Annotated in this window: 25 protein-coding genes; 9 read left to right on the top strand and 16 right to left on the bottom strand. The window is 59.4% G+C overall.

From position 1 onward, the window contains the following. Positions 1-509 (bottom strand): MFS transporter (locus WM40_RS03650; RefSeq protein WP_046152206.1); only part of this gene is annotated, 509 nt, incomplete at its 3' end. Positions 510-735: 226 nt separating this feature from the next. Here WM40_RS03650 and WM40_RS03645 point away from each other — a divergent pair. The 5 genes from WM40_RS03645 to WM40_RS03625 all read left to right on the top strand — a co-directional run bounded on the left by WM40_RS03645 (position 736) and on the right by WM40_RS03625 (position 8,867). Beyond that, positions 736-1,518: an IclR family transcriptional regulator gene (locus tag WM40_RS03645; RefSeq protein WP_024904290.1), complete on the top strand. Its 783-nt coding sequence runs from the start codon at positions 736-738 to the stop codon at positions 1,516-1,518. A 352-nt stretch (positions 1,519-1,870) separates the two neighbouring features. After that, a complete protein-coding gene (locus WM40_RS03640) occupies positions 1,871-3,223 on the top strand; it encodes a lipase family protein (RefSeq protein ID WP_081765008.1) in 1,353 nt (450 codons plus the stop codon). 348 nt (positions 3,224-3,571) lie between these two features. Then, the gene (locus WM40_RS03635; protein WP_390174014.1) at positions 3,572-3,895 is read left to right on the top strand and encodes a winged helix-turn-helix domain-containing protein; all 324 of its coding nucleotides are present in this window, start codon (positions 3,572-3,574) and stop codon (positions 3,893-3,895) included. Positions 3,896-3,924: 29 nt separating this feature from the next. Then, positions 3,925-5,091 carry a serine hydrolase domain-containing protein gene (locus WM40_RS03630; RefSeq protein WP_024904287.1) on the top strand — a complete coding sequence of 389 codons (1,167 nt, stop codon included), beginning with the start codon at positions 3,925-3,927 and terminating at the stop codon, positions 5,089-5,091. Positions 5,092-5,315: 224 nt separating this feature from the next. Next, complete coding sequence (locus tag WM40_RS03625) at positions 5,316-8,867, top strand: acyl-[ACP]--phospholipid O-acyltransferase (protein WP_046152142.1); 3,552 nt, start codon at positions 5,316-5,318, stop codon at positions 8,865-8,867. Between the two features lie 133 nt (positions 8,868-9,000). Here WM40_RS03625 and WM40_RS03620 read toward each other — a convergent pair whose 3' ends face one another. Next, the gene (locus WM40_RS03620) at positions 9,001-9,423 is read right to left on the bottom strand and encodes an HU family DNA-binding protein (RefSeq protein ID WP_024904285.1); all 423 of its coding nucleotides are present in this window, start codon (positions 9,421-9,423) and stop codon (positions 9,001-9,003) included. Between the two features lie 816 nt (positions 9,424-10,239). On the opposite strand from WM40_RS03620, the gene WM40_RS03615 reads away from it, so the two are divergent. Beyond that, complete coding sequence (locus WM40_RS03615; protein ID WP_046152204.1) at positions 10,240-10,905, top strand: glutathione S-transferase family protein; 666 nt, start codon at positions 10,240-10,242, stop codon at positions 10,903-10,905. Between the two features lie 62 nt (positions 10,906-10,967). On the opposite strand, the gene WM40_RS03610 is transcribed toward WM40_RS03615, so the two are convergent. The 4 genes from WM40_RS03610 to WM40_RS03595 form a co-directional block, all read right to left on the bottom strand. Next, positions 10,968-11,318, bottom strand: a complete 351-nt coding sequence (locus tag WM40_RS03610; protein ID WP_046152141.1) for an SMR family transporter — start codon at positions 11,316-11,318, stop codon at positions 10,968-10,970. Between the two features lie 159 nt (positions 11,319-11,477). Further along, positions 11,478-11,702, bottom strand: a complete 225-nt coding sequence (locus WM40_RS03605) for a hypothetical protein (RefSeq protein ID WP_024904282.1) — start codon at positions 11,700-11,702, stop codon at positions 11,478-11,480. A gap of 142 nt (positions 11,703-11,844) precedes the next feature. Next, positions 11,845-12,426: a chromate transporter gene (locus tag WM40_RS03600; protein ID WP_024904281.1), complete on the bottom strand. Its 582-nt coding sequence runs from the start codon at positions 12,424-12,426 to the stop codon at positions 11,845-11,847. Further along, complete coding sequence (locus WM40_RS03595; protein ID WP_082102415.1) at positions 12,423-13,085, bottom strand: chromate transporter; 663 nt, start codon at positions 13,083-13,085, stop codon at positions 12,423-12,425. The genes WM40_RS03600 and WM40_RS03595 overlap by 4 nt, the downstream gene beginning before the upstream one ends. A 494-nt stretch (positions 13,086-13,579) precedes the next feature. On the opposite strand from WM40_RS03595, the gene WM40_RS29895 reads away from it, so the two are divergent. Further along, on the top strand, positions 13,580-13,732 hold the full coding sequence (locus tag WM40_RS29895; RefSeq protein ID WP_157685693.1) for a hypothetical protein: 153 nt from the start codon (positions 13,580-13,582) through the stop codon (positions 13,730-13,732). A gap of 58 nt (positions 13,733-13,790) precedes the next feature. On the opposite strand, the gene WM40_RS03580 is transcribed toward WM40_RS29895, so the two are convergent. The 3 genes from WM40_RS03580 to WM40_RS03570 are packed head-to-tail and all read right to left on the bottom strand — an operon-like array spanning position 13,791 to position 16,228. Beyond that, positions 13,791-14,702 carry an ATP-binding cassette domain-containing protein gene (locus WM40_RS03580; protein WP_024904276.1) on the bottom strand — a complete coding sequence of 304 codons (912 nt, stop codon included), beginning with the start codon at positions 14,700-14,702 and terminating at the stop codon, positions 13,791-13,793. 19 nt (positions 14,703-14,721) lie between these two features. Next, positions 14,722-15,819: a FecCD family ABC transporter permease gene (locus WM40_RS03575; protein WP_046152139.1), complete on the bottom strand. Its 1,098-nt coding sequence runs from the start codon at positions 15,817-15,819 to the stop codon at positions 14,722-14,724. 19 nt (positions 15,820-15,838) lie between these two features. After that, positions 15,839-16,228, bottom strand: a complete 390-nt coding sequence (locus tag WM40_RS03570) for a hypothetical protein (RefSeq protein ID WP_024904274.1) — start codon at positions 16,226-16,228, stop codon at positions 15,839-15,841. A 345-nt stretch (positions 16,229-16,573) separates the two neighbouring features. Here WM40_RS03570 and WM40_RS03565 point away from each other — a divergent pair, with 345 nt between their 5' ends. Next, entirely contained in the window at positions 16,574-17,038 is a 465-nt protein-coding gene (locus WM40_RS03565; RefSeq protein WP_236693375.1) for a CreA family protein, read from the top strand. A 91-nt stretch (positions 17,039-17,129) separates the two neighbouring features. Here WM40_RS03565 and WM40_RS03560 read toward each other — a convergent pair whose 3' ends face one another. Continuing rightward, a complete protein-coding gene (locus tag WM40_RS03560; RefSeq protein WP_024904272.1) occupies positions 17,130-17,534 on the bottom strand; it encodes a RidA family protein in 405 nt (134 codons plus the stop codon). A gap of 185 nt (positions 17,535-17,719) precedes the next feature. Next, the gene (locus WM40_RS03555; protein WP_024904271.1) at positions 17,720-18,550 is read right to left on the bottom strand and encodes a sugar phosphate isomerase/epimerase family protein; all 831 of its coding nucleotides are present in this window, start codon (positions 18,548-18,550) and stop codon (positions 17,720-17,722) included. 277 nt (positions 18,551-18,827) lie between these two features. Here WM40_RS03555 and WM40_RS03550 point away from each other — a divergent pair, with 277 nt between their 5' ends. Next, positions 18,828-20,261 carry an MFS transporter gene (locus tag WM40_RS03550; RefSeq protein ID WP_046152138.1) on the top strand — a complete coding sequence of 478 codons (1,434 nt, stop codon included), beginning with the start codon at positions 18,828-18,830 and terminating at the stop codon, positions 20,259-20,261. A gap of 114 nt (positions 20,262-20,375) precedes the next feature. On the opposite strand, the gene WM40_RS03545 is transcribed toward WM40_RS03550, so the two are convergent. The 5 genes from WM40_RS03545 to WM40_RS03525 form a co-directional block, all read right to left on the bottom strand. Beyond that, positions 20,376-22,037, bottom strand: a complete 1,662-nt coding sequence (locus WM40_RS03545; RefSeq protein WP_052738149.1) for a glycoside hydrolase family 44 protein — start codon at positions 22,035-22,037, stop codon at positions 20,376-20,378. Next, the gene (locus WM40_RS03540; RefSeq protein ID WP_024904268.1) at positions 22,015-23,190 is read right to left on the bottom strand and encodes an alginate O-acetyltransferase AlgX-related protein; all 1,176 of its coding nucleotides are present in this window, start codon (positions 23,188-23,190) and stop codon (positions 22,015-22,017) included. Before WM40_RS03540 ends, WM40_RS03545 begins: the two co-directional genes overlap by 23 nt. Positions 23,191-23,199: 9 nt before the next feature. Further along, on the bottom strand, positions 23,200-24,612 hold the full coding sequence (locus tag WM40_RS03535) for an MBOAT family O-acyltransferase (protein WP_024904267.1): 1,413 nt from the start codon (positions 24,610-24,612) through the stop codon (positions 23,200-23,202). Between the two features lie 153 nt (positions 24,613-24,765). Then, the gene (locus tag WM40_RS03530; protein WP_082102410.1) at positions 24,766-25,458 is read right to left on the bottom strand and encodes an alginate O-acetyltransferase AlgF; all 693 of its coding nucleotides are present in this window, start codon (positions 25,456-25,458) and stop codon (positions 24,766-24,768) included. Beyond that, complete coding sequence (locus WM40_RS03525; protein WP_024904265.1) at positions 25,455-26,123, bottom strand: SGNH/GDSL hydrolase family protein; 669 nt, start codon at positions 26,121-26,123, stop codon at positions 25,455-25,457. The genes WM40_RS03530 and WM40_RS03525 overlap by 4 nt, the downstream gene beginning before the upstream one ends. Positions 26,124-26,254 lie beyond the last annotated feature (131 nt).

Here is a 26,254-nt window from a genome sequence, read left to right as displayed (position 1 = left end):
ATGATCTGACTCAGTGGCGAGCACAGGCCGAGCAGGCCGGAATATTTGCCGCGTCTGTCAGCGCTCGCATGTTCGATCGCCATCAGCTGAGCGCCTGTCGATTCGCCGCCTAACGCAAAACCCTGCAGAATACGCAGCAATACGAGCAGGAACGGTGCCCATACGCCGATGCTGGCGTACGTCGGCAACAGTCCCATCAGCATTGATGAAAGGCCCATTACGGAGACCGTCGCGAGCATCACATTGCGGCGCCCCAGCTTGTCGCCAAGATGCCCGCAGATGATCGCCCCCAGTGGTCGTGCGGCGAGCCCGACGCCGAATGTCGCAAGCGACGCGAGTAACGCCGATGTCGGGTCCATCGCCGGAAAAAACGATGTCGGAAGCACCGTTGCGGCCAAGGCGCCATAAAGCGTGAAGTCAAACCATTCGAGTGCCGTGCCAACGGCGGCCGCCGTTACTGCACGGGTCCGCATCGCCTGGTGCTCGGGTGCATGCACATGCGTGTTCATCATGTCTCCTCCGTCGATCATTGCAAAAGCAATAACTACCGGGAATGGTGTGTGTCGACGCCACGTCGTGCGTCGCGCTGTATTTACCCGTCACGCCACCTTGGTGCATCGCGTCACGAGTTGGAGCAAAGCGTAACAGCACGCTCAGGACGGTGTTCCAAGGTGGAATTTCATACCGCATTGTGAAATGATGATAAAACGCGCCGACATAGAGGAGTTGCGCACCATGCCTAGCGTGACAGATCGAACCATGGCCATTCTCGAATTCCTGGCAACCCAGATGGAAGGAACGCCGTTGGCATTGATTTCGGACCAACTCGACATTCCACGCAGTGCCTGCCACCGGCTGTTGGCGGATCTAAAGCAATGCGGCTATGTGCGGCAAATACGCGAACACGGAGACTATGTACTGACGACGAAACTGGTCGGGCTCGGGCTCGGTTACCTCGCCACGTCGGGGATCGTCGATATCGCGCAAACCATTCTCGACCGACTTGCGGAAAAATCAGGCGAATTAGTCCGATTGTCCATCGTCGACGGCGACCGCATTACATGGGTGGCGAAGGCGCAAGGCGCGCTGAAGGGACTGCGTTACGATGCCGACATGGGTATGGATACGGTTTTGTCGTGCAGTGCGACAGGGTATGCATGGATGATGACGATGACCGATGAACGCGCCCTGGCATTGGTGACACGCCAAGGTTTTGGCTCGCCAAAACAGTACGGGCCGAAAGCCCCGACGACGATCAATGGATTGCTTGCATTTGTCCACGCGGCGAGGGACCGGGGCTACGCCACGATCAACGAGGTATTCGCGCCCGGAATGACGGCGATGGCGGCGCCAGTGCAGCGTCGAGGCTATCCGGCAATCGGTGTGATCAGTATCGCGGGCCCGCTGGTTCGCCTGACCGAGAAGCGGATGGCGGAGCTGGGACAACCATTGGTCGCGGCAGCAAATGAACTTGCCGCCGCGAGTCTCGCGTCACCGCTGTTTGCACGGGTTCGGTAGCCGCCAATCATCGCTTCATTGACGTTATTCGGCGCCAAGCGCCGCCAACGGCACTTATCCGGAAACCCGGAGTACACGATCCGGGCCATTTTTTTCGCTATGGGAACCTCACGTTCGCGCCACCCCAACCATGGCGCACGACGGTCAGCCCTACCATGCGGATACCCGGGATCGACAACAAAACCGATAAACGCTATCGCACAAATAAATGAACCGCGATCACGGGCCGATATCACACGATGATGTCGTCGGGGTGGGGATAGTGCGCGGCACACGGGGGGCGTGCGGAATCGAATGACTTACCCTGGATCCTACGTACCCCATCATCCTGAATGTGGACATCTAGATTGATATGAAAGTGCTATCAGGTACGGTGGTTGGACTCCCTCGCCATGCATCGATTTCAAGCAAAACCGTTCGTGACCGGGCAGCGGCCATGACGGCGGCGCGACCCGGCACGCCAAAACAAACCGGTACCGCCGCACACCTCACATTCCCCGCTCTGAAAGCACGCGTTAAACGAGACGAACGGGCGCTATCGCGACGTACGTTTTCCATGGGAGCCCATAATACGCAACGCGACACGACTGAGGACTACCGACGTAGCCGCCGTACGCTTGCGAACCTTCGCGCCTTGTTGGACGATGCCCGACCGCGACACGCCTCCGGCTTCGGTACTACCAGACAGGACGTCTCGGGCATCATTGTCCACGGTGCGGCCAACCCCGCGCAAATCAATTTGGTCAACAAGCTTCAATCAGTGGAAACGCCAAGGGAAGGGTCGTCCGCACCGGACACGATAAAAGCCTTCGAGGAAAACTGCCGCGATGTGCTGGAATGCATGCGCATGTGCGCAGGGGAAGCCTATGCGGTCACGACGAATAACGTTGCGACTGTAGAGGGACTGACTCTTTGTACCAACCACTCGACCACGGCAATGAAAGTATGGGAGGTGACCACGCACCCGGACACCCTGGTCGTCGTGCTAGGTTTTGCCGGCACACGGATGACGGATATGGGAGATATCCGCTGCGATTTCAACGGCCAGATCCCTCAGACACATAGCAATCCGCTAGGTGATGATTTACCGAGCTTGGGCGCCATCGGCGGTGGGTGGTTGCAACGCTGGCATACGGAGGCAGGGACCATCCGTCCCGGAGAAAGACAGATTGCCGCGTTTCTCGAACACTATGCGCACATGGCGAGGAAAGATGCCAAGACGCTACGCATATCGATAGCGGGACACAGTCTAGGCGCGGTTGTCGGAACGCTGGCCGGTTTTGATATAGCGACATTTCTGCGCACTAAGGGTGTCAAGGGATCTGTGTCCGCTTACGCATTTAATCCTCCACGCCTGGGTCCAAAAGGGATTGCGGCAACCTATCGGAACGCATGGACGGAAGCGGGTGACGGCACAATGGACTTCACGCTGCGCCAGTTCACGCGATGCCTCGATCCCATTCAATCATTGCCGATGCTCATGGAACATCCGCACTGGAGTGGTGACGCTGGCGGTATGATCGCCAAGTACTCCGCCAAAGGACTCATGTTGTACACCTATAACGACCGGGCGATCGACCGTCTGAATGTGGGTGCCAACCACGACATCGGACCGTGGCAAAAAGTCATTGCATCCGGCATGAGCGGAGAGGCATTACGCGCCCTGTTCGGTCGCCCACATCCGGATATCGATCGCGGCGAATAACAGCCATCACATTCCCGTTCGACGCATACAAGCGGTAATGCCGCGCAACCAGTGACGGCGGACAAAACAGGGTATTACTGGCATGGATACTGACATTGCCGTGCTTGCCTGCGCGCGCCTGCCAGCGCCGCGCATGCATGGTATGCTGCCGCCATGAGCGCTTCCACGTCCGATTCCGCATCGCCCTCTCCACGCGCCGGCCCGCAAGGCGATGCGCGCACTGCCAACGCGAGCGCTGATCATTCGGCGACCTCGGGTAAGCACCGCCGCGCTGCGGACGACCGCGATGCCCGGGCCACCGATGACGCCATGCCATCGCAGGCAATCGACCCGCACGTACGCTTTCGCATGCGCATCCATCACGACGGCAGTATCGCCATTGGTCCTGGCAAGGTCGCGTTGCTCGAGGCCGTTCGCGAAAGAGGATCGATCTCCGCCGCCGCACGGCATCTCAATATGTCCTATCGTCGCGCATGGATGTTGATCGACGAGTTGAACCGCTCACTGGAGATGCCGGCCACCCATGCTGAAATGGGAGGTCAACGTGGTGGCGGCTGCGTGCTGACGCCCGTGGGGGAATCGATCGTCGCGCTATATCGCGGTATCGAAGAGACCGCTTACGCAGCCTGCACGGCGCAGATCCATGCGCTGGATAAACTGCTGAAGCGCTGAGCAAGCGCGATTCACTAGGAGCATCCGGGATGACCGACCTGCATGAAGTGCCATTGCGGCAACGACTCGATGACGCGATCGACGCGGCGTTGCACGACGATCGCGTCGTGGGCGCGGTCGTCTGCGTGACGCAACACGGCATTGCGCGCTATCGTCGCGCCGCCGGTTGGGCAAATCGCGAGGCACAACGTCGGATGCAGTGGGACAGCATATTCCGGCTCGCCTCCGTGTCGAAGCCTTTCGTTACCGTCGCCGCGTTGCGCGCTGTCGCGGCAGGTATCGTGGCGATGGACGCACCGGTCACACGGTGGTTGCCCTTCTTCACGCCATCACGACCCGATGGCACACCGGCACGAATCAATGTCTACCATTTGTTGACGCATACCGCAGGCTTGGGGTACGGCCTGTCACAGGAAAAGAACGGCTCGTATCAGCAACACGGGGTCTCCGATGGGCTGGACCTGGCCGACTGTGATCTCGAAACCAATCTTCAACGTCTGGCCCAGGTACCGCTGACGTATGCGCCTAGCCATGGCTGGGCCTACTCGCTGGCGATTGATGTCCTTGGCGCGGTATTGGCACGGGCAATGGACATGCCGTTGCCTGCGGCGATCGACAAGCTGGTGGGTAAACCCCTTCGATTGAAAGACATCGGCTTCGGCGTTGACGCGGGTCGAGAACACCGCTTGACGACCGCTTACGCAAATGGAGCGGACGGCACGTTCCCGATACCGGATGGTTTATGGTTACCCTTCGACGATGCGCCAGAACAAGGCGTTCGCTTCGCGCCATCACGCATCACGAATCCCCATGCTTATCCATCGGCGGGCGCCGGCATGTCCGGCAGCGCAGCCGACGTGCTGACGTTGCTGGAATCGCTGCGAGCCGCCGATCCCGGCTGGTTATCGCCGCCTATCGCACCCATGCGTTGTGGCGATCTTTGCGGCATCGACGTTGCATCGCGCGGCCCCGGCTGGGGCTTTGGCTTTGGCGCGGGCGTTCTCGTCGACCCGATCCTGGCTGAAACGCCGCAAAGTCCGGGCACGCTTTCCTGGGGCGGCGTCTACGGACACCACTGGTTTATCGATCCGGTGCATGACTTGATCGTGCTGGTGATGACCAATACGGCCTATGAAGGAATGAACGGGCGTTTGACCATCGACATACGGGACGCCGTCTACGCTGCCTTGAATTGACGCTCAACGCCGCGGCGCGCGACACACCGTCGGCTCCCCCCATTCGGCAAGTCGACATAAAGGCCCGCGCGCTCCCCGGCGACAGCGCCGGTTTCTTGCCACGCGCGTCACCATCAAGCACGCCATTCATTATTCTTAACCAATCCCAAAGTGGTGAAGGCATACTGCGCAGCATCGACTAGTCAGTCTGCCCGCGCGGCAAACTATTAATAAGAGGCATTGCAATGTCATTGTTTCGCACCAAGCGCTTTTTGCCGCTGTTCGTTACGCAGTTCTGCGGCGCGCTGAATGATAATTTGCTGAAAAATGCAATGATCATGCTGATTACGTACCGGATGGCAACCGGTGCGCATGACGCGCAATGGCTTGTAACCGTCGCGGGCGGCCTGTTCGTTCTGCCCTTTTTCCTGTTTTCCGCGATGGCGGGCCAGATGGCCGACAAATACGATCGCGCGGCGATGACCCGGGTGATCAAGCTGGTCGAAATCGGGATTATGGCGGTGGCTGTCGCCGGCTTCTATCTGCATAGCATCGGCATCCTGCTGGCGGCCCTCGCGGGCATGGGCGTGCATTCGACCTTCTTCGGGCCGATTAAATATGCGCTACTGCCACAGCAACTGAAGCCCGAGGAATTACTCGAAGGCAACGCGCTCGTTGAAGCCGGAACATTCCTTGCCATTTTGATGGGCACGATTGCCGGAGGCGCATTGGTCTTGCGTGCGAACGGCGAAACCCTTGTCTGCATCGCCTTGGTCGCGGTGGCCGTCATTGGCTATCTGAGCAGCCGGCACATCGCCGCCGCGACACCGAGTGACCCCTCGCTACGGATCAATCGCAACCTGTTCAGAGAAACGATCCTGATCGTCTCGCAAAGCTTCCAGGACAAAGCGATCAAGCGATGCATTCTGGGCAGTTCGTGGTTCTGGTTCGTAGGTGCAACGCTGCTGGCTCAATTCGCTCCCTACGTAAAAGACGTATTGCATGCAGACCCAGCCGTGGTCACCTTGTTGCTGACGGTGTTCTCGGTAGGCGTCGGTCTGGGCTCGTACGCCTGCGATAGGTTGTTGCGCGGCGAGGTGCAGGCAACGTATGTACCCCTGGCGGCGCTCGGTCTGACGCTGTTCGGCATCGACCTCTACTTTGCCAGCCAACACGCAACGGCTGTCGTCGCGACTGCGGCCACGACGGAGTCGCTGCAATCGCTGCGAACGTTCCTGAGCGTGCCCGCCAACTGGCGCGTGCTGTTCGATCTCGGCGGCATGGCCATATGCGGCGGCATCTATATCGTGCCGTTGTACGCGATCATGCAGCATCGCAGCCAGCCCGCGCACCGTGCGCGGGTGATCGCCTCAAACAACGTGATGAATGCGCTGTTCATGGTGGTATCCGCTCTCCTGACCATCGTCATGCTGGCGCTGCACTTCACTATCCCGGAAATCTTCCTGAGTGTAGCGGTGGCGAATGGCGCGGTGGCACTTTATATCTGCCGCCTGCTACCGGACGCATTGGTGCGCTCGGTGCTCCGTTCCGTACTGACGCTGCTGTATCACGTCGAATTGCGTCATCCGGAGCGCTACACGGACGCCGGCAGCCGCGTGCTGATCGTCGCCAATCACACGTCGTTCCTCGACGCGGTACTGATTGCCGCGTTCCTGCCTGAAAAACTGCACTTTGCCGTCAACACGCATGTCGCGCGTCAATGGTGGATGAAGCCGGTGATGGCACTTGTCAATGCCTTCCCGCTCGATCCGACAAATCCGTTGGCCGCCAAGTCCTTGATCGACCTGCTCAAGCGCGACGAGAAGTGCATGATCTTCCCCGAGGGTCGTTTGACGGTGACCGGTGCGCTGATGAAGATTTACGAAGGACCAGGCATGATCGCCGATCGCTCGGATGCGCAACTGTTGCCGATCCGAATCGATGGGGCGCAATATTCACCGTTCTCGCGGCTCCGCGGCAAGGTGCGCATCCGGTGGTTCCCACGCATTACGATGACGGTACTGCCACCACAACGGTTCGCGATACCTGACGACATCAAGGGGCGCGCGCGGCGCCAGATGGCCAGCGCGCAACTATATGACGTAATGTCGGAAATGATGTTTCGGAGCGCGGGCACGCACAAGACACTGTTCCAGGCACTGCTCAGCGCCAGCGAGGTGCATGGCCGTCACCGCCCCATTGTCGAGGATATCGAACGCAAGCCGCTCCGCTATGGCGCTTTCCTGCTTCGCGTATTCACCCTGGGGCGCGTGCTTTTGCGTGGTCATCTTGAACCTGCCGATGCGGCGCAAACCGGGGAGCACACCGTGTCCCTCGAACCGGTCGGCGTCATGCTGCCAAATACGGTGGCCGCCAGCGTCGTCTTCTTCGCGCTACAGTCGATCGGTCGCGCGCCGGCCATGTTGAACTTCACCAACGGGGCGGCGCAAACCGCGCAAGCCTGCAACACGGCGAAGCTGGAGACCGTGCTCACATCGCGCCGTTTCGTAACCATGGCGAAGCTCGAAGCGATAATCGATGCGCTTGTCGCCGCTGGCGTGAAGATCGTCTATCTCGAAGATTTGCCGACCACCGTGCGCTGGCATGACAAGGCGTATGGCCTGCTGGCGTCGCGCTTCCCCCATTGGGCGTATGCACGCAATCTACGCGGCGCGGGATACGTGGCAAAACCGACCACCGATGACGATGCGCCCAGCAACCATGCGTTGGCCGACACCACCGCGGTCATCCTGTACACGTCTGGCTCCGAGGGCAGCCCGAAGGGCGTCGTCCTGAGCCACCACAATATTCTGGCAAATTGCGGCCAAATTGCCAGCCGCGTCGACTTCGGGCCCCAGGATATCGTGCTGAACGTCTTGCCGATGTTTCATTCCTTCGGCCTCACCGGTGGCACCCTGCTGCCAATTCTGTCGGGTATCAAGGCGTTCTACTACCCATCGCCACTGCATTACCGGATCGTGCCGGAACTGATTTATGACACAAATGCGACGATCATGTTTGGCACCGATACATTCCTGTCCGCGTACGCGCGTGCCGCTCATCCATACGACCTGCACAGCGTCCGCTATATCTTTGCGGGCGCGGAGAAATTGCGTGAAGACACGCGTCGGGTTTATGCGGACAAATATGGTGTGCGGATTTTCGAAGGGTACGGCGCCACGGAAATGTCCCCGGTCATCAGCCTCAATACTCCGATGCAGAATCGACCGGGCACCGTCGGCCGCTTGCTGCCGGGTATTGCCAGCCGTCTCGAGGCAGTCCCGGGTATTGATAACGCCGGCTTGCTGTTTGTGAAAGGCCCGAACGTGATGAAGGGCTATATGAAGGCCGATGCGCCCGGCGTGCTGCAAGCACCGCCCGATGGATGGTATGACACCGGCGATATCGTCTCGATCGACGAGCATGGTTACGTGACAATTCAAGGGCGGCAGAAGCGCTTCGCGAAGATTGCCGGAGAAATGGTCTCGCTGACGGCCGTTGAGTCGACGATATCGGCGCTCTGGCCCGACCAGCAACATGCCGCGGTCAGTCTGCCGGATTCACGGAAGGGCGAACAAATCGTGTTATTGACCACACGCGAGGATGCCAGGCGCGACGCGCTGCTGCAGTGGTTCCAGCAACGTCAGGTCAGCGAGCTGGCACTACCGCGACGCATTATTCATCTGCACAAGCTACCGACGCTCGGCACTGGCAAAACGGATTACCAGCGCGCGAAGCAACTGGCGGCACAAGCCGATCCGGTCACTGAATTGGCCCTGGAAAAAACAAGCGAATGATCCGCGCGGTCGGTCAGCTTCGTAGCGGCCTCGCTGGCAATAAAAAAAGCGCCACCTCTCTCGATGCAGCGCTTTTTTCAGCAGACCTGCCCTGACGGCTCGAGCCTGCCCGAAGGTTGTCAACGCGGCTGGATTACAGCGCGGCGTCCTTCAGCTTCTTCAGTGCACGAACCTTGATACGCACCGATGCCGGCTTGGCCGCGAACTCGCGCATTTCGCCGGTGAACGGGTCCTTGCCAACGCGCTTCTTCTTGGCCGGAACGTCTTGCACCGTCAGCTTCAGCAGGCCGGGCTGCGTGAATTCACGCACGCCTTTCTTGTGGACAGCGCCGAGGATCGTGGCTTCCAGTGCTGCCAAGACTGCCTTGACCTGCTTCGGCTCCACTTGGGAAACCTCAGCCAGATGCGTTGCCAACGTCACCTTGGTGAAGGTGTCCTTGATCGGCGCAGCGCCCGACGTCTTTGCTGCAACCTTCTTCGTCGCTACGGCCTTCTTAGCTGCCGGCGCCTTCTTAGCTGCGACCTTCTTTGCCGCTGCCTTCTTTGCTGTTGCCATTCGACTCTCCAGTTGTCGACCGTTATTGTGTCGCCGACCCTTGCGGCGATCGCCTATTGTATCGATACCAAACGCGTTTGTGACGTGTTTGTGATGCCTTTATAGCGTGTTTGATGCATTCTGGCAGCGATATTTCATTAAATTTCGTTTCAGAAGCGTAAAACACGGGTCGTAACGCATCACATTCGGCGATTTCGCATGGTTGGCCGAGCATTGAATGCACGTTTCGCAGAGGTGCGCGCGCCTTGTCGCATATACTCGACGACGGAGGCACTGGACAATCTGTCGCACCGAATATTCGCTATGGCAACAAGCAATCGCCCCGGTTTCATGCCTCGAACACCACCGTCGGGAAACACGGAATGACCTCTCACTACTTGCCGCGCGTGTCGAAAAGCGTTTTATTGCTGTATCGTGATACATCCTGCGTCACCTTGTAGGTCCCGAGGACACTGCTTTCTTTGCATGCCCATGCCACTCGGAAATCGTTTCTCGATCGCAGGGCGCAAGTTTTTCCATTAGCAGGAGGCCTCCAGCATCATGAGTCCGCAATTGGCCGCCGCATGGAAACTGTGGTTATCCCCTACAGCAGATGCCGCCGATGTAATCGACATCGGCTGACCTATGCCCTATTTTCCGTTGTCGGAAGGAGATCGCCGGATTGAAAAGTAGTCGAGCAACAAGAGATGAGGGTCCGGCGCACCCCTATTTTTAGCGATGAACCGCATGGCGGCAAGCCAACGGGATCCCCACGGCCGCTGAATAACAACACATCAAAGACCACTCGTACCGCCCGCTAGTGTCAAGGAGATGTCCATGCTGACCTTGCATCATTTGAACAATTCACGCTCGCAACGCGTTTTATGGCTGTTGGAAGAACTGGGCGTGCTGTACAGGCTCCAGCTTTACACTCGCGATCCGCGCACCATGTTGGCACCGCCGGAACTTGCAGCCGTGCACCCTCTGGGGAAATCACCGGTATTGGAGGATGGCGATCGGCTGCTCGCGGAGTCTGCCGTGATCATCGAGTATTTGATCGATCACTACGGTGACGGTCGCTTCGGTCCCGTCCCGGGCACCGATGCGCGCCTCGATCAATCGTATTGGCTGTATTACGCAGAGGGGTCATTGATGCCGCTGTTGCTGCTGAAGCTGGTCTTCACACGGATCGCGCAGTCGCCTGCGCCGTTCTTTGTCAAGCCGCTTATCAAAGGTATCGCGCATAAAGCACAGGCCAATTTTGGCGAGCCGCAACTCGTGCGGCAACTGGATTATGTCGATGCGCACTTGAAAGAGCGCGATTGGTTCCTGGGAGACACGCTCAGTGGCGCCGACTTCCAGATGAGTTTTCCGCTGCAAGCCGCGAAAGGTCGCGTCGGCTTGGCACGGTGGCCGCATATCGACGCATTCGTCAATCGCGTCGAAAGTCGCGAGGCGTATCGTCGGGCCCTCGATAAGGGCGGACCATTTTCACTTGGATGACGGCGGGCTGCCGCATGGTCACCATGCGCGTCATTTGACGGCACCGCGATAGTACAACGCCGTCAATGCGCGGCAGACTTCGAGAAGAGATTGAGAACAACAACGCCGGCGACAATAAGACCAATGCCGATTATGGCCGGGATGTCCAGTCGCTGCCCGAAGGCGACCCAACCGATCAGCGAGATGAGCACAATGCCGGCGCCCGACCATATTGCATAGATGATCCCTATCGGCACCGTGCGCATCGACAGCGACATGAAATAGAACGCGATCGCATAACCGGTGAACGTCAGCACCGTTGGCACGACGCGCGTGAAACTATCGGACATCTTCAGCATCGATGTGCCGAAGACTTCCGCCGCAATAGCAAGCGCAAGCGCGGGATAGGCACCGATTGCCGACAAGTACTTCATCTGAGACCTCATTCTAGGGGAGCGATGCCGCAAGCAATGGTAGCGCACTACGAAAGGTGCGCTATCGCAAGGATGCGTAGTAACAGACAGGGGAAGGCTATGCAGGCACCTTGCCATCCTGGCAAGTCATGTGGCGTGAGCACGCCCGGGTTCGAGCGATCACCCCTTTTTCTCAGACCAGGCCAGAATCTCGCGCACGAAGGTCCAGACGACGTCCGGTAGCGCCGTAAAATCTGCCCCGCCCGTGGGCGCGAGCCATTTCTCCAGAGTCTTGTCAGCCACGCTCAGCCGTTTTGCAAATTCGGTTTGCGTCATCCCCAGCGTCGCCATTGCGGCCAACAAGAAGTCCTGCTGCGTCTGCACGATCCGCTTCGTTGTCGTCATCCATCCCCCCGTCCATCCAGAAGCGACGCTCATCTTAGCCCATTGCCCCGTCCGACGAAATGCTTTGATCACGAGACGGATTAGTCTATTACCAAAGTCTCATAAATACGACGTTCGGTGGTGATCCGCCGAGCCCCTCCCGCTAGCTCAACCGCACCTGCCATAAGGCCGGCAGTGAGACGACGCCACCTAGCGTATGGACGCCCAATAGCAGCACCGCACCCATCAAAAGCAATAGCAGGGGATTGATACGCGACAGGAGCAACATGACGGTAGCACAGAGCGCGATGACCTTGGCTGCCGCGCCGCCATCCAACGTTGTCAGCAAAACCCAACCGGCCGCCAGGATCATGCCAGCCGCCACGGGCCGCAAACCGCGCTCCAACGCGCTGAGAAACAGCGCACCGCGATAACGCGCCCAGACATGGGTCAGACCATAGACAAGCAGACCCGTCGGCGCCAGCAACGCCATCGTCGCGACCACCGCGCCCCAGAAGCCCGCGATTTGCCAACCGATCAGCGTCGCAAGCAATGAACCTGGACCGGGCGCCATACGCGAGATGGCGAAATCGACGGCGAATTGCGCATGCGTCAGCCAACCGTGAACGTCCACGACCTGACGTTGAATATCCGCGATGATCGCTTGTCCGCCGCCGATGGTCGCAAGGGACAACGGTGCGAACACCGCGGCGAGTTGCCACAATGTTTTGGAAGACAGGCTCATTCGCGCTCCTCCTTTGGCGCAGCGCGACGCAGCATGCCATATTCAAAGCAGACACTCAAGCCACCTGCCACCACCACCACACAGAACAGCGGCAGCCGCAAGATACCGACGGCGATAAACGTTACCGCAAGAAAAGCCAACGGCACAGGCTTCCGGCGCACGCGCCGCGCTGTCGTGATGCCGATCGAGAGCGACAGTCCCGTAGCGGCGGCCGCCGCGCCAGCCAGCAATACATGGACAGGCGTGTAATGAATAAACGCCGTCAAGAAGGAGGCCAGAACGATAATGAAAATCGCGGGCGGCACGATGATGCCGGAAACGGCCAGCACCGCCCCACGCCAGCCCAGCAAGCGATGACCAATCCAGATCGCCATGTTCTTGACGTTGACACCGGGCAGCGCTTGCGAAATGGACAGCCCATTGAGAAAGTCTTCTTCGGTGATCCAATCGCGATCCTGGACGAATTCACGCAACAACCAACCGCTCAGCCCGCCACCGAAGCTGGTCAAACCAATCCGGCTAAATATGAGAAATAGCCCCAGCAGGGTAGGCGGCTCCGAACGTGGAGGACGCGACGATGGCGGACCGCTACCGCGAGAGGGATCATGCGAGGGTGTCGCCGGATAAGGCGGTTGGACAGGGGGACGCAAACCAGACATGGACAAATGCCGCGACGGCGACCGATCAAGTAAACACAATGCCCGCCGCGACATTTCCATCCCCGCACGACACACAGCGAGAACATGCGGTCGCCCGGGCGCCGCGGCAAACTGGAACGCCCATGGTAGTGCAACGTGCGGTGAAATGACACCGGAAAAAAGGCTCTTTCGGCGTGAGCGTGCGAATTGCCGACACTCGTCACCGTGAAACTTTCAAAACTGTCGATTATTTCAAGGGCGCCTTTTATGAAACAAAAGGTGAGGGAAAGCGGCTTTTGTAACGATCGCCGTTTCTTCGCGTGGTTCTGATTGATGCGGGCCCCGCGCAAGCGGCCGCATGCTGATAGGATGTTCACCAGGCACCGCTACACACGGCGTGATCGTGGTGGTGACAGGCATCATTTCGATGATGTCCTTTCCCTTCATCACTTCGGTTTTGTGCTACCGGCGTGATTCATCGACAACGACATTTCATCTACAAAAACAAACACACCATGAAGAAGATCATCTGCTCCACGCTGCTCGCCTTGGGCGGGATGGCAACCGTCAGCGCGGCCTTCGCCGCACCGCCGCCGCACCACCATCCGCATCACTTGGTCTGCAAACGCTTTATCGTGCACCACCATTGGGTCCGCCGTTGCCGCTGATCGCACGATGTCACCGGTAATATGAACGGTGGCCACCTTACGTGCGTTGATCGCTTCACTACGCCATCAATGCACGTCGCCCGAAAGGGCCATCGACAAAAGACATAGGAACATCGAAGCAGCGTTGCAAAAGCGCTGCGTCTAGTGCATCAATCGGAACGTCGGCCAGAAGTTGCCCCATTTTCAGCATGACCACGCGGTCCGCGTAGGCCAGGGCGAGGTTGGGATCATGCACGATCGCGACCACCCCGATGCCCCATTCGCGCGACAAGCGCCGAACGGCACCCAGGACATGCTGCTGGTGCCGTAAATCCATGGCGGCTGTTGGTTCGTCCAACAATAGATAACGCGCCTCTCCATGCGGCGGCAATGCCGTGCTGGATACAGTCTCTCGAGCCATTGCGTCATGGAAGTGCCGCGACCTCCCCTTATTAACGTGCTCGTGAAAAAGCTCGCCATCGGGTGAATCAGGCCATAGCTGTGCCAAGGCGCGGGCAAATTGCACACGCGCCAGTTCTCCGCCGGACAAGGTCATCACGTCGCGTCCAACAAGATCCGACGCACCAGACAACGCGAGCGCTTCGAGTGCAATTGTCCGATTGCGCGCATGCGTGCCTTGGCCGAAGCGGCCCAGCTCGACCACCTCGTCCGTTGAGAAGCCAAAGCTGATGGAAGTCGACTGGCGCATCCAGGCACGGCGCCGTGCCAGGGCCATCGGCGGGATGTCCAGGACGGGCACACCATCGAGGCAAACCGCCCCGCGCTGCTGCCACGCTCCAGACGATGCGGTCAACCCGACTTGCTGTCCCGCAAGGCAGGCCAGCAACGTCGACTTCCCGCTGCCGTTCTCGCCCATCAGCATCAACATCTCGCCCGGACGAATCTGAAGATCAATCGCGTTCAAGAGCATTCTCGGTGAATCCGACGCGCGCCCCGCCACAGTCAGTGACAGCATTTCCACAGTCAACATCCCCCCTCCTCGATCGCGGCTAGAAACCCGCCATCCGCTTTCGACGCAACAGCAAGCTCATGAAAAATGGCGCGCCAATCAATGCCGTCAATATTCCGATGGGGATATCGGCCGGCGCGGCGATGGTACGAGCGAGCAAATCGGCGGACACCACGAGCAAGGCGCCCAACAACATCGCACCGGGCAGTACGCGACGTAGATCCGGGCCGCACAGCAAGCGCAAGCAATGTGGCGCGACCAAGCCGATAAAGCCAATCACGCCTGTCTGACATACCACCCCACCCACGCACAACGCCGTGGCGAGCAGCGCATCCCGTTTTACGCGCCGCACGTCGATACCCACCGCCTGCGCATCCGCTTCGCCAAGCTGAAATACCGTCAACGCGTGCCGATGACGCAATAGCAGGCCCCAGCCTAAAAATGCCGGCACAAGCATTGCGCCTAGCATCGACCAGCCTCCCGAAGCCAGACTACCAAGGCTCCAGAAAGTCAGCGAACGCAATTGTGCATCGGTGGCAACGTAGCCAAGTAGCCCGATCACCGCGCCCACCATTGCATTCACCGCAATCCCTGCCAGCAGTAGCCACTGAACGACCAAGGCGCCCCCGACGGCGCCTAGCCGATATACGAGCGCCACCACGACCAATGCGCCGGCAAACGCCCCCAATGGCAACACCGCGACTTGCCATGCCATGACGAGAACCGTACCGGAGGCAGGAAATAGCACGATCGCGGCCGAGGCCCCCAACGCCGCACCGCTGGACACCCCGATCAGGCCAGGGTCCGCCAACGGGTTGCGGAACAAGGCCTGCATCGCGCATCCAGCGGCCCCGAGCGTCGCGCCGCCAACAATCCCGGCGAGCACCCGTGGCAGCCGAATATCCCATGCCACCGCACGCGCCATCATGTCACCAGTATCACGCCCAAACGCGATGGCCGCAAGCGTGTGAAGCGGTATCGGATATGCTCCGACGCAGAGTGCGCACACCACCACGCCAAATAGCAGAAACGCCAGAACCGGCAATGGCCATCCGGGACGATGCCGTACAGCAACAGACCGTGTGCCATCAGGCCCGCCACGGGTATGACGCCCGCGCGAACAGAGCAAGCGACGCATCCGGTCCGCCCCTGGCAGACTATTCACGATACAAACCCTCAGCCAATAATCTGGCTGCCTGCGGCAACCGTGGACCGAAACCGAGCGGGAACAACATATCGAAGACCGACACGCGTTGACCGCAACCTGCGGGTGTCTGCACACCGCCACGATTCGCCATGACGAACGATGCACGGACAAGGCGCGCCCCGACACGCGGCAATCCATCTTGCACCACATGTTGAGTTTGCCGCCATTGCGCATCGGAGCGCGCGGTCAGCACGTGAACGCATTCGCAAACTGCGTCACCAATCGCCACAACACGCGCCGGTCGGATGCCCTTGCCAACAGCAAGGGTCGCCAGATAGCATCGACGCCCTTTATCAGACGCCCCGTACCTATCGGTGACCTTGTTGCTATCAGTGCGCATTGTTCAAGACTCCAAATTCAGGCCGGGGAGACTCGTACGGGCATCGAGCGATGGGGCGATCGACATAAAGGTATCACGCGGCGTCACGTGGAATACGAACCTACCCGGCGCGCTGCGCGTGTTTGGTGCGGCAATGTCGTGTCTACTCCGGTCGCTGACACAAGCGTGTCGCACATGCCAGAAAACAATAATGTAATGCGAAGCATTCGTATCTGTAAAGAACGACTTACCGTCGCCGCGATATGCTCGACGGTGCCGTCGTACACACGCCACCGTCCAATGCTACGCTAACGCGTTGCATGACCACCCAAACCGCACCGGAACACGAATATGAACGCACGTTGCATGACGCTCGCCGGCATCCTTTTTGCAGCGTTCAGTTGGACGCACACGGCAGGCGCCGAGGAAATTGCCAGCGTCAATACCAATTTTCATTTGACCGGATCGGATCGCGTCACTGTAGAGGCCTACGATGACCCCGATGTCAAAGGCGTGACATGCTACGTCTCCCGCGCAAGAAAAGGGGGGGTCAAGGGAACGCTGGGGATCGCCGAGGACCCGACCGAGGCCTCCATTGCTTGCCGTCAAGTCGGACCGATCAGTATTGCCGGTCCCCTCAAGCAGAAGGACACGATCTTCTCGGATCGTCTCTCCCTTATCTTTAAAACCCTGCATGTAGTCCGCATCGTCGATGAGAAGCGCAATACCTTGGTCTACCTGACCTATAGCGATCGAATCGTGAGTGGGAGCGCCAAGAATGCCGTGACTGCCGTAGCTTTGCCAGCCGGTACGACCGTATCGGTCAAGTAACCGCGTTGCTGCGTGCTTCTCCTCGTCGCGCCATGGCGCATGCTGGACGCGTGACTATTGACGTGATCCACTCACATCGCCGGGCCGTGGGCTATCGACTGACTGCCGTCACTTCGACTTCAATCTTGAACCCGAAGTGCAGCGGGCCGGTGGGTACGATCGCGCGTGCCGGCCGCGCATTGCCCGCCCACCGCGCGTAGATTTCGTTGAAGCGCGGCCAATTTTCGATGTCGTCCAGATATACGCGTACTTGCACCAGTTGCGCCATACCCACGCCCGCCGCCGCCAGCGCATTGCCGACATTGGCCAGTACCTGCTCCGCCTGCACGTCGAAGGGCGCTTCGATCAATTTTTCCCCCGCGGTCGTAATCGGTAACTGGCCGGAAACAAACACGAAGCCATTTGCGATACTCACATGGCTATAATGGCCGCCAGGCTTTGCCAGTAACGGCGTCTCAGGGTATTGCGGGTGCGATTGCGCGGTATCACCGGCCATGTAAACGTCCCCCAAAAAAAGTCTCCGTCAGCGGAGCGAACAGGATTGCTGGACAAGGCGAATGGACGGATTATGGGGCCTCGATAATCCATCGCAATTAAACGCGCATTACTGGTCTATTTCGCGTGGATGAATCACAGGTGCTGTCGGCATGCCCACCTGAATGGCAACGCGGCATATATCGATCATGCCTTATAGACCCGCGAGAGCAGTGCACGGGTAGCTTCGCGTAGCCGGGTCGCACGTTCCAGCGCACTGGCGGTCTTCGCCCATTCCAGCATGGGCACTTCGAGGCTGATCGGAATACCATCGGGCAGCGCCCGCAGGATGCCTGACAAATCCAGCCCGCCCTGGCCTGGTATCAGGCGTGCGGCACGCGCCTGAAACAGGATCGTTTCCATATCGACCGGGCGTTCGCGCGGTGCATCGCACAGTTGCAGGTAGTGGAAATAGTCAACCGGCAGCGCCCGTAGCTCAGCAAGGGTCGATGCCGCTCTATCGAAATGGATCGGATCGACGATCAAGCCGGCGTTGGTACTTTTACTCGCAGCGATGATCCGACCTCCTTGCACCACACTTTTGATATCGGTCCATGGCATCGGTTCGATGCACGGCCTGATGCCATATTTCGCCGCTAACTCGCCTATTTTGGCGATATTGTCCGCCGTGCGCGATGCATCGGGATCGTTACCGGCAATCAGCGCGAATTGGGCGCCGAACAATGCGCCCGCCGCGAAAAACGATTCGAAGTCGGTAACGCGGGTGTCAGGCTTCAACCGCAGTATCTCGATATCCAGCACGCGCACGCCGGTATCGCGAATACAGGCCAGCGTTTCACGGCGCAACGGCGTATCGGCAATAAAAGCGTGGTGTACCTCGGTGTCCGTCGCCGGCACCAATCGCAACCCGACATAGTCATAGCCCGCCAGCGCCGCGCATTCCACCATCTTGGGCGGCAATAACGACAGCACCGTCAAAGCGGCAAGCGATAAAGGCCGTATGGTATTTGTCGTCATGCCCGTTCTTCTTTTTTGGCCGAAGACGACGCACGGTATTGATTTGAAACCCCGCGCATGGCGTCTCCTTGGTGAGGTACGTTATCAGGGTAAATACTGATCATCCTTTATCTTAAATACATGCATTACCATTTCACAAGACGCGAAACGATGCCAATATCCAACGCGAAACATCCGTTCGGGAAGAGCCTTACTGACGCCTTACTATCATCCCAATAAAGTAGCGAGGCTGGCCGGAGAATGCCAGCGTTAAACAACTTCCTCGTCAGGAGCCAGCATGTCACACGAGCCCGTACACGTCCCGCTTCAAGGCGCAGACCAGGACGCTCACAGTCGAAATCAGACAAAGCGCGCAACAGCCAGTGGATGGATCGGCTCGGCCCTCGAATACTACGATTTCTTCATCTACGCGCAAGCCGCGGCATTGGTTTTTCCACAGCTATTTTTTCCCTCCAGCGACCCGAAGGCGGCCATTGTCGCATCGCTCGCGACATACGGCGTGGGCTATGTGGCGCGGCCGATCGGCGCCTTCATTCTCGGGCATTGGGGTGACCGGTACGGCCGCAAGAATGTCCTGCTCATATGTATGTTCATCATGGGCGTATCCACGATGGCGGTCGGCCTGTTGCCGACTTATCACCAAGTCGGCGTCATCGCACCCATCCTGTTGGTGATCGTGCGTCTGGCGCAGGGGTTCGCGGTGGCGGGAGAGATATCCGGGGCCAGCTCGATGATTCTCGAACACGCGCCTTTCGGACGCAGAGGCTACTATTCCAGCTTTACGCTGCAAGGCGTCCAAGCCGGTCAGATCATGGCTGCGGCAGTGTTTCTTCCCCTCGCCTATTTCATGGACGATGCATCGTTCAACAGCTGGGGATGGCGCATTCCGTTTCTCCTGTCGGCGGCGGTACTGGTTGCGGGCTATTTCATTCGCAGGGAAGTAGAGGAAACGCCGGTGTTTGCCAAGCAGGTCGAATCGAATCAAGTGCACGCATCACCGGTCAAGGAAGCGTTTAAACATAACTTCGCGGACATGGTTCGCGTGGTGTTCATGGCGCTAATGAACGTCGTACCCGTGGTGGCAACCATTTTCGGCGCGGCCTACGCGGTACAGGCGTCGTATGGCATCGGCTTCCATAAAAGCGTTTATCTGTGGATTCCGGTCATCGGGAATATCGTCGCCGTGCTGCTGATTCCGTTTGTTGGAAACCTGTCGGACCGCATAGGGCGGCGATTGCCCCTGGCCGTCGGTGCGCTAGGCTCGGGTCTTTTGTCGTTTGCCTATCTGTACGCCATCAGCATTCACAACGTGCCGCTGGCGTTCGTCATGTCGATCCTGATGTGGGGCGTCGTCTACCAAGGCTATAACGCGGTATTTCCCAGTTTTTATCCGGAACTGTTCCCCGCCCGCTCGCGCGTATCCGCGATGGCCATCGGCCAGAACATCGGCACCATGATCACGGCTTTGTTGCCTGCGCTGTTTGCCATGGTGGCGCCCCCCGGATCGGCCAATATTCCCATGACGATCGGCGGCATTACCTTGGCGGTCACGATCCTCTCGGCGATTGCTGCCTGGAGTGCGCGCGAAACGTATCGCATTCCGCTGCAGCAGTTGGGTGAGCCTGACGCGGAACCGCTCGAGAAAGGTCTCTACGATCGTGAGCGCGAGAAAGTCGTCTCAGAGAGCAAGCTGCGTAAGGCGGCGGTCTAGTCTAAACAAATGCGCCGGGTCGTGGATACCGCTGCCTTGATGATGAAACGGAAGACGACCTCAGGTATGGCGTGCTGCCGGCAAAATGGCACGATGCGGCAACGCGTCGTGCCGTCATCGCGTTACCGCCCCCTGTAATACCAACAGGGTTACAGTCTGGGCAGGCAGCGTCAGTTGCAGTTGACCATCGACCGCATTGATGTCGTCCAGGCGGGAGATAGCATTGTTCGCGAGTTGCCACACCGCCACTTTTTCCCTGATCGCGAAGTGGCTGACGGGCATAAGGACATCGGCCACCATGCCGCGCTGTTTGTTGATGACCATCACGGTCATCACCCGATCGTGATCGCGCAACGCCGCGAATGACGATACCTGATCCGGGTTGTGCTGCACATCGGCAATGCTGATATCGCCGAATCCCGATCCCTGTCCGTCATAGTTCCGGTATAGTTTAAACGCTTTGTAGACCGGCATGTCCGGCGTCAACGCGCCCCAGTGAACGGCGATGTCCAACCCCTCACGACCAAAGATCCCCAACACGTCGGCCTGCGCCGTCGCGCCGTTCATCGTCGTGGCGCCGCCCCAGTTGTACTCGGTCAGCGCGATCGGCGTGCCGGGATAGTAATACGTGTCGACCCATTGCCGCATCAGCGGAATCAGGGCCACCACGCTGTTGATCCAGGATGGGTCCTTGTAATTGCTATCCCATAAATCACGCGTGGACCGGTTTCGCGCCAATTCGACCGTGGGCGTATCGGCATCCGCGGCGCCCTTGTTCTCGTTGAACTCGCCTTCCTGCGGATAGAAGTGCAGGCTGAACACGTCCACCGGGTGCCCGGCCTGCTTCCATTGCATCAGCAGCCACGGAACGTAGTCTATGCCAGCAGTTTCTTGTTCGCGGTCCGGAAGATGACTGAAGCCGTGCGCGGCCGCATATTGCTGATCGAAGCCGCTGAGGTGAAATCCGGTCCACCCCCACTCCTCTGGCGCCACGACGCGCGCACCGGCGTCGGCCGCCTTCACCGCGCGGGAATACGCAACGACCTTCTTCGCTACCTCACTCGCGTGCGCACCGTCTGGATGCATATCACGGTGATTCATGTGCCAGAGACTGGGCTCGTTGTCCATCACGTAATACCGGGCGTTGGCCGCACCAGCACGTCCGAACGTCTGCACGAGATGTGTGACGCGCTGCTGCTCGTTTTCCGGGGCATCGACGACCGATGCATCATCTGGATCGTTTTTGATCAGCGTGCCGTCAGGCGCGATACCGTTGCCTGCATCGGCGAAACCATTGACGTCGGCCGCTTTCTGCGCGCCGTATTTCGCCACCGAGAAACTCGCCAGCGGCTTGCCGTCCTTATCGAGTTTGGCCACCCTGCCGACCATTGGGATGGTCAACATCGGTATCGCACGACCCGCACGGGTGTCGCTAATAAACCGCGCGTCGTACTGATGCGCCTCGTTCGAATCGATTGGCACGCTTTCGAAAAACCAATCCAGCCCGGTGTTACGCGCGTCGATCCGCCAATTGTACGTCGACGCACTATTGCCGCCCGAGCGATTGATCGGCGCCCGTAAGTCCCGCAGCACGTCCGGGGTAGCAAAACTCAAGCCATAGATCAACGGGCTGATGGGACGACGATTGGCTCCTGCATCAATGGTGATGATGACCGGTAGCGGGGCAGCGGGCACTGCGGGCACCGACGCCGTCACGCACGTCGCGAGCAACGCCATCCATAACGGTCGTGGTTTACGGCGCGGTCGATTTGGCATGCGGCATCCCTGTTCCATTCGCGCCGAAACGCGGTACGACAACGGCATCGTCCGCCTCGAGTGGCGACTGTAGATCCCTTTCATCCAACTCCCAGACAACGAGTTTCGGCGGTGTCTGGGCAAACGCCGGGCTCGCGAAATAGGCCCGCGCCGCACCGCCGAATTTTGCGCCCTCGTGGGCGAAATTGCCAACGCCACTCCCGAGAGCCAGGGCCAACTGCGGTATGAAGTCGGATGTCGTCGAATACGACGTGCCGACGACGGCGATGTCGGGCAAGTCCGCGTCACCAAACAAGTCATCGGCCGTTGATGCGGCTCGCGCTTCATATACATAGTCGCGGCGGGATACCGTCTCCGGGGCGGGTTGCCAGGACAGGGGCAAATCGTCCAGCCCGGCCAGGCGCACCAGATCGCCCGGCCGTCGCGCGGGGGGCTGGTCCACGATCCGATAGCCGGGCTTGCTTGCACCCAGCGTCACGCCCAGGGCCTTGATACGCGCCGCGACGTCCCGGGCCGCGGCACCCGCACCGTTTTGTGTCCAGTGCGTGTCGGTCCGGAAAAAAGCGTCACCGGGCACGCGGCGCAACGTTGTGTCCAGGTCGACGACAGGAACTCCGGCCACCTTCAGCCGGGACGTCCATTCACCCAGACGCGGCGCCAGGGAAGCCGGACGAACCAGCGTGCACAGATGTCGCGATTCGATACGTGATTTATCGGGCACCACGACAACGAGCAATCCAATCCCGCGACTTGCCAATGCATGCTCGACAGCTGCGACCGTCATGGCGCGGCGGATAAGGTGACTGTCGGCGTCGGCATGAACGGTCAACTCGTCTCGCAGGAACAACCAACCTGGGCAACCTTGTCGTACGCGTGGACCCAGGTCGTGGATCGTCAGCCAACCGAGCGCGCGTTGTATCCGCGCGGCATTGGCGCCGATGGGCGTATCTGCCATGCGGCTCGCGAGTTCCTTCGAAACGGTGCCATCGAGGATACCCGTCCGGGTCACCGCTTGCGGCAACAGTGATCCGGTTGTCGACGCGAACCAGATATTGCTCACCAGGCCGACAAACAGGAAGCCCATCAGGATCACGGCCACGACCTTGCCGGCAGCGGTGGCAGGACGTTGCGGGAGCGGCTGAGGATCTGCCATGGCGTCGGCTCAGAACTGAAAGTAGAGGAAGGGCACCGCGCCGCGCGCGACGATCAGCCCGAACGAAAGAAGAAAACCGGCAAGCGGCCATACCTCTCGCCACACACGCTGCGTGGTGGTGCTGCTGCCGAATGCATCCCATCGGCGTTGCCACAGCGGGAAAAGCACACAGACAATGCCGAGGGCCGCCGCGAGGAAGTGCGCGGGCCGCAATTGCACACGCAGCGCATCGCTCAAACCGATACCATTCAGACCGAACTGACCGCGGTACATGGCAAGCGCGGCGTCAAAACCTACAGCTCGGAACAAGGTCCACGCCAGCATCACGAACAGCATCGTCAGCCCATGGGAGAGCCAGTCGGGCAAGGTCGGCATGTCGTTACCACGCCAAAGGCGTGCCACGATCAATGCCACGCCGTGGGCCACGCCCCACATGAGGAAATTCCAGCTATCTCCGCCGTGCCACAGACCGGCGATCGCCATTGTCAGCAAGAGATTTCGGCACGCCTGCCATTCCCCGTGACGACTGCCGCCCAGGGGTATATACAGATAGTCCCGAATCCAGCTCGACAACGACAAATGCCAGCGACGCCAGAAGTCCTGGATACTGCTGGCGAGGTAGGGATGATTGAAGTTTTCGGGAAAGCGAAAGCCCAACATCTGCCCGAGGCCGATTGCCATCGCACTATAGCCGGCGAAGTCAAAGAACAACTGCAACGTGTAGAAACCACCGCCGATCCAGGCATCGGCCATCGTTGGCGTGTGCATTGAAAAGACCACGTCGACAATCGGTGACAACGTGTCGGCCACGAGTACCTTCATGCTTATGCCGATCATCAATCGGCGTGCGCCGGCAGTAAACCCATCCCAGTCGACGGTACGCGAGGCCAATTCGCGCTTGACCCATGCATACCGGATGATTGGTCCGGCAATCAGATGCACGAACATTCCTTGATAGGCACCATATCGGATCACACTGCGATCCGCAGGCACCGTTCCGCGCTGCACGTCGATCAAATAGGAGATCGATTGCAGAACGATGAACGACAGCCCGATAGGCAGCGCCACATGCGTCCAGGGGAGCGCGCCGTCATGGCCCCGGAACAGCACGCTGTCTAGGCTTGTGACCACGATATTGGCGTACTTGTACCAGCACAGCAGCAAGACGTTCACGGCGATGAAGAAGGCCAGCCAGCGGCTGCGGGCACGCGGGGTAGACGCCCTGTCGATCACCATGCCGCCGAGCCAGCCCCAGAACGTCAGTGCAATGAACAGCAGCAGGAACACCGGGCTCCACCAAGCATAGAAGAACCAGCTGCAAAACAGCAGCACGCCATTACGCCAACGTGCCGGCGACGCGACATAGATCGCGAGGAAGGCCGGCAGAAAGAGCGTCAGGAATTCCAGGGACGCAAAAACCATGCAGGGTTCTCAGAGCAAGGTGGAGCTGAACCGATGTGTCCTTACCGCTCACACCACGCGCTCCCCTCTCATGGTCGTCACGGCCGTGAGGGGCGCGTGGTGTGGCGTGGGCGGCGAATCGCGTCAGTGCAAGGAAAGACGCGATAACCGCATTTAGTGCGCAACCGCGTCATTCGCGAAAAAGACGCGTGAATGCGTCCCGGATGGTACGAGAAACACCGTGTACCGCTGTCCGGCGACAAGCGTGCCCAAACTCAGGGGCTGGCCCACCGATTGACCACCACACGCCAATTGCACCGTCAACGCCACCGGATTCACCTGGCGCCGCTTGCTCTGGCCTACCGGCACGCCATCGAGCAGCACGATGTCACGACCGGCCAACTTCAACGCGGGCTTGGTGCAGTGCGCGTCAAGGTTGTAAAAAGCGACCGACGCTTTCAACGCGTTAAAGTCATCCGGTTTCTCCCGCACCGTCACCACTCGCAGCGCGCCTTTGGCTGTACCGTCGAGCGCGACAATGCTGACAAATTCGCCAGGCTGCACCGTGGCCGACACGTCCTGGTGCGCGCCATCGCCGCGCAACGTCCCCTTGATCGGCTTGCCGGCGGCAATGGCGAAGAACGGACTGGTCGGACCCTTTTCATCGAGCGTCAACCGGGCCTTCGATCCCGAGGCGGTCACCTCCACCGGCTGCGATGCACCGGAGACGAACCGCACGAACGACGAATCTTCAGCAGGACCGGTTGGGTATAAAGGGATATCGGCTGCAAAGGCTGACCCCACGAACAGACCCGGCAAGGTCAAAGCCAGGGCGGACAGGAAGAAGCGGGAGAATATCGGTGTCATTTCTTTTTCAGGCTGGTAATCGCGGGAGCGGAGCCCATGGCATTGACGATGGCCTTGCCCCAGGAAACGTAACCCAGTTGGGTGTAATGTTCGCCGTCCAATGTCTGCCATTGACCAGGTCGCGCGAAGGTTGTCGAATCGATATACGAGCAAGGCGCGACATTGTTCGCCAGGAAGGCGGACAGTTCCTTGACCCTAGCGTCGGACTTGGCGAATTGTCCCGCATTACCGCCCCAGCCCGGTCCAACCCAGACGCAAGCGGTATGCGTGTCAGCAATGGCTTTCGTCAGACCTGTCACTTCCTGCCACGCCCACGCCTTCGGGAAGACCGGTTTGTCGTACGAGCCCATCGTGTCGCCTTCGATCACGACGACCACATCAGGCTTGTCAGCCTTGATCAGATCCGTGATCGGCGTGGTATGCGCTTCCTTGCCCAACACCGTGGCAGGACGTTTGTCGACCTGATCGGCACCGCAATCCACTTGCGTGGTCTTCAACCAGCGGGCCGGACTCGCCCCACAGGCACCGATCACATGCACATGCGCGGCGCCATGCGCCTGCAAAGCCTGTATCAAAGGCTCGCGCAAATGATTGTTCAACGTCAGATGGCTTTCACCAATGACCAACACGGAAAGGCCTAACAAGGCGGACGCTGCAGCAGGCACGAAACACTCCACATCCGGAAAGCCCGGAAAATCAAATTAATCGGGGCAGGCCCCAGGTCCTTTCACACAGCACGTTGCGAATACCGGTCACGACGCACACTCAACCGGTCAAACCGATACATCGGCACGGT

Source organism: Robbsia andropogonis (assembly GCF_000970345.1).
Lineage (GTDB): Bacteria > Pseudomonadota > Gammaproteobacteria > Burkholderiales > Burkholderiaceae > Robbsia > Robbsia andropogonis.
Note: the sequence above shows the minus strand (reverse complement) of the source record. Positions and strands in the feature narration are given on the sequence as shown.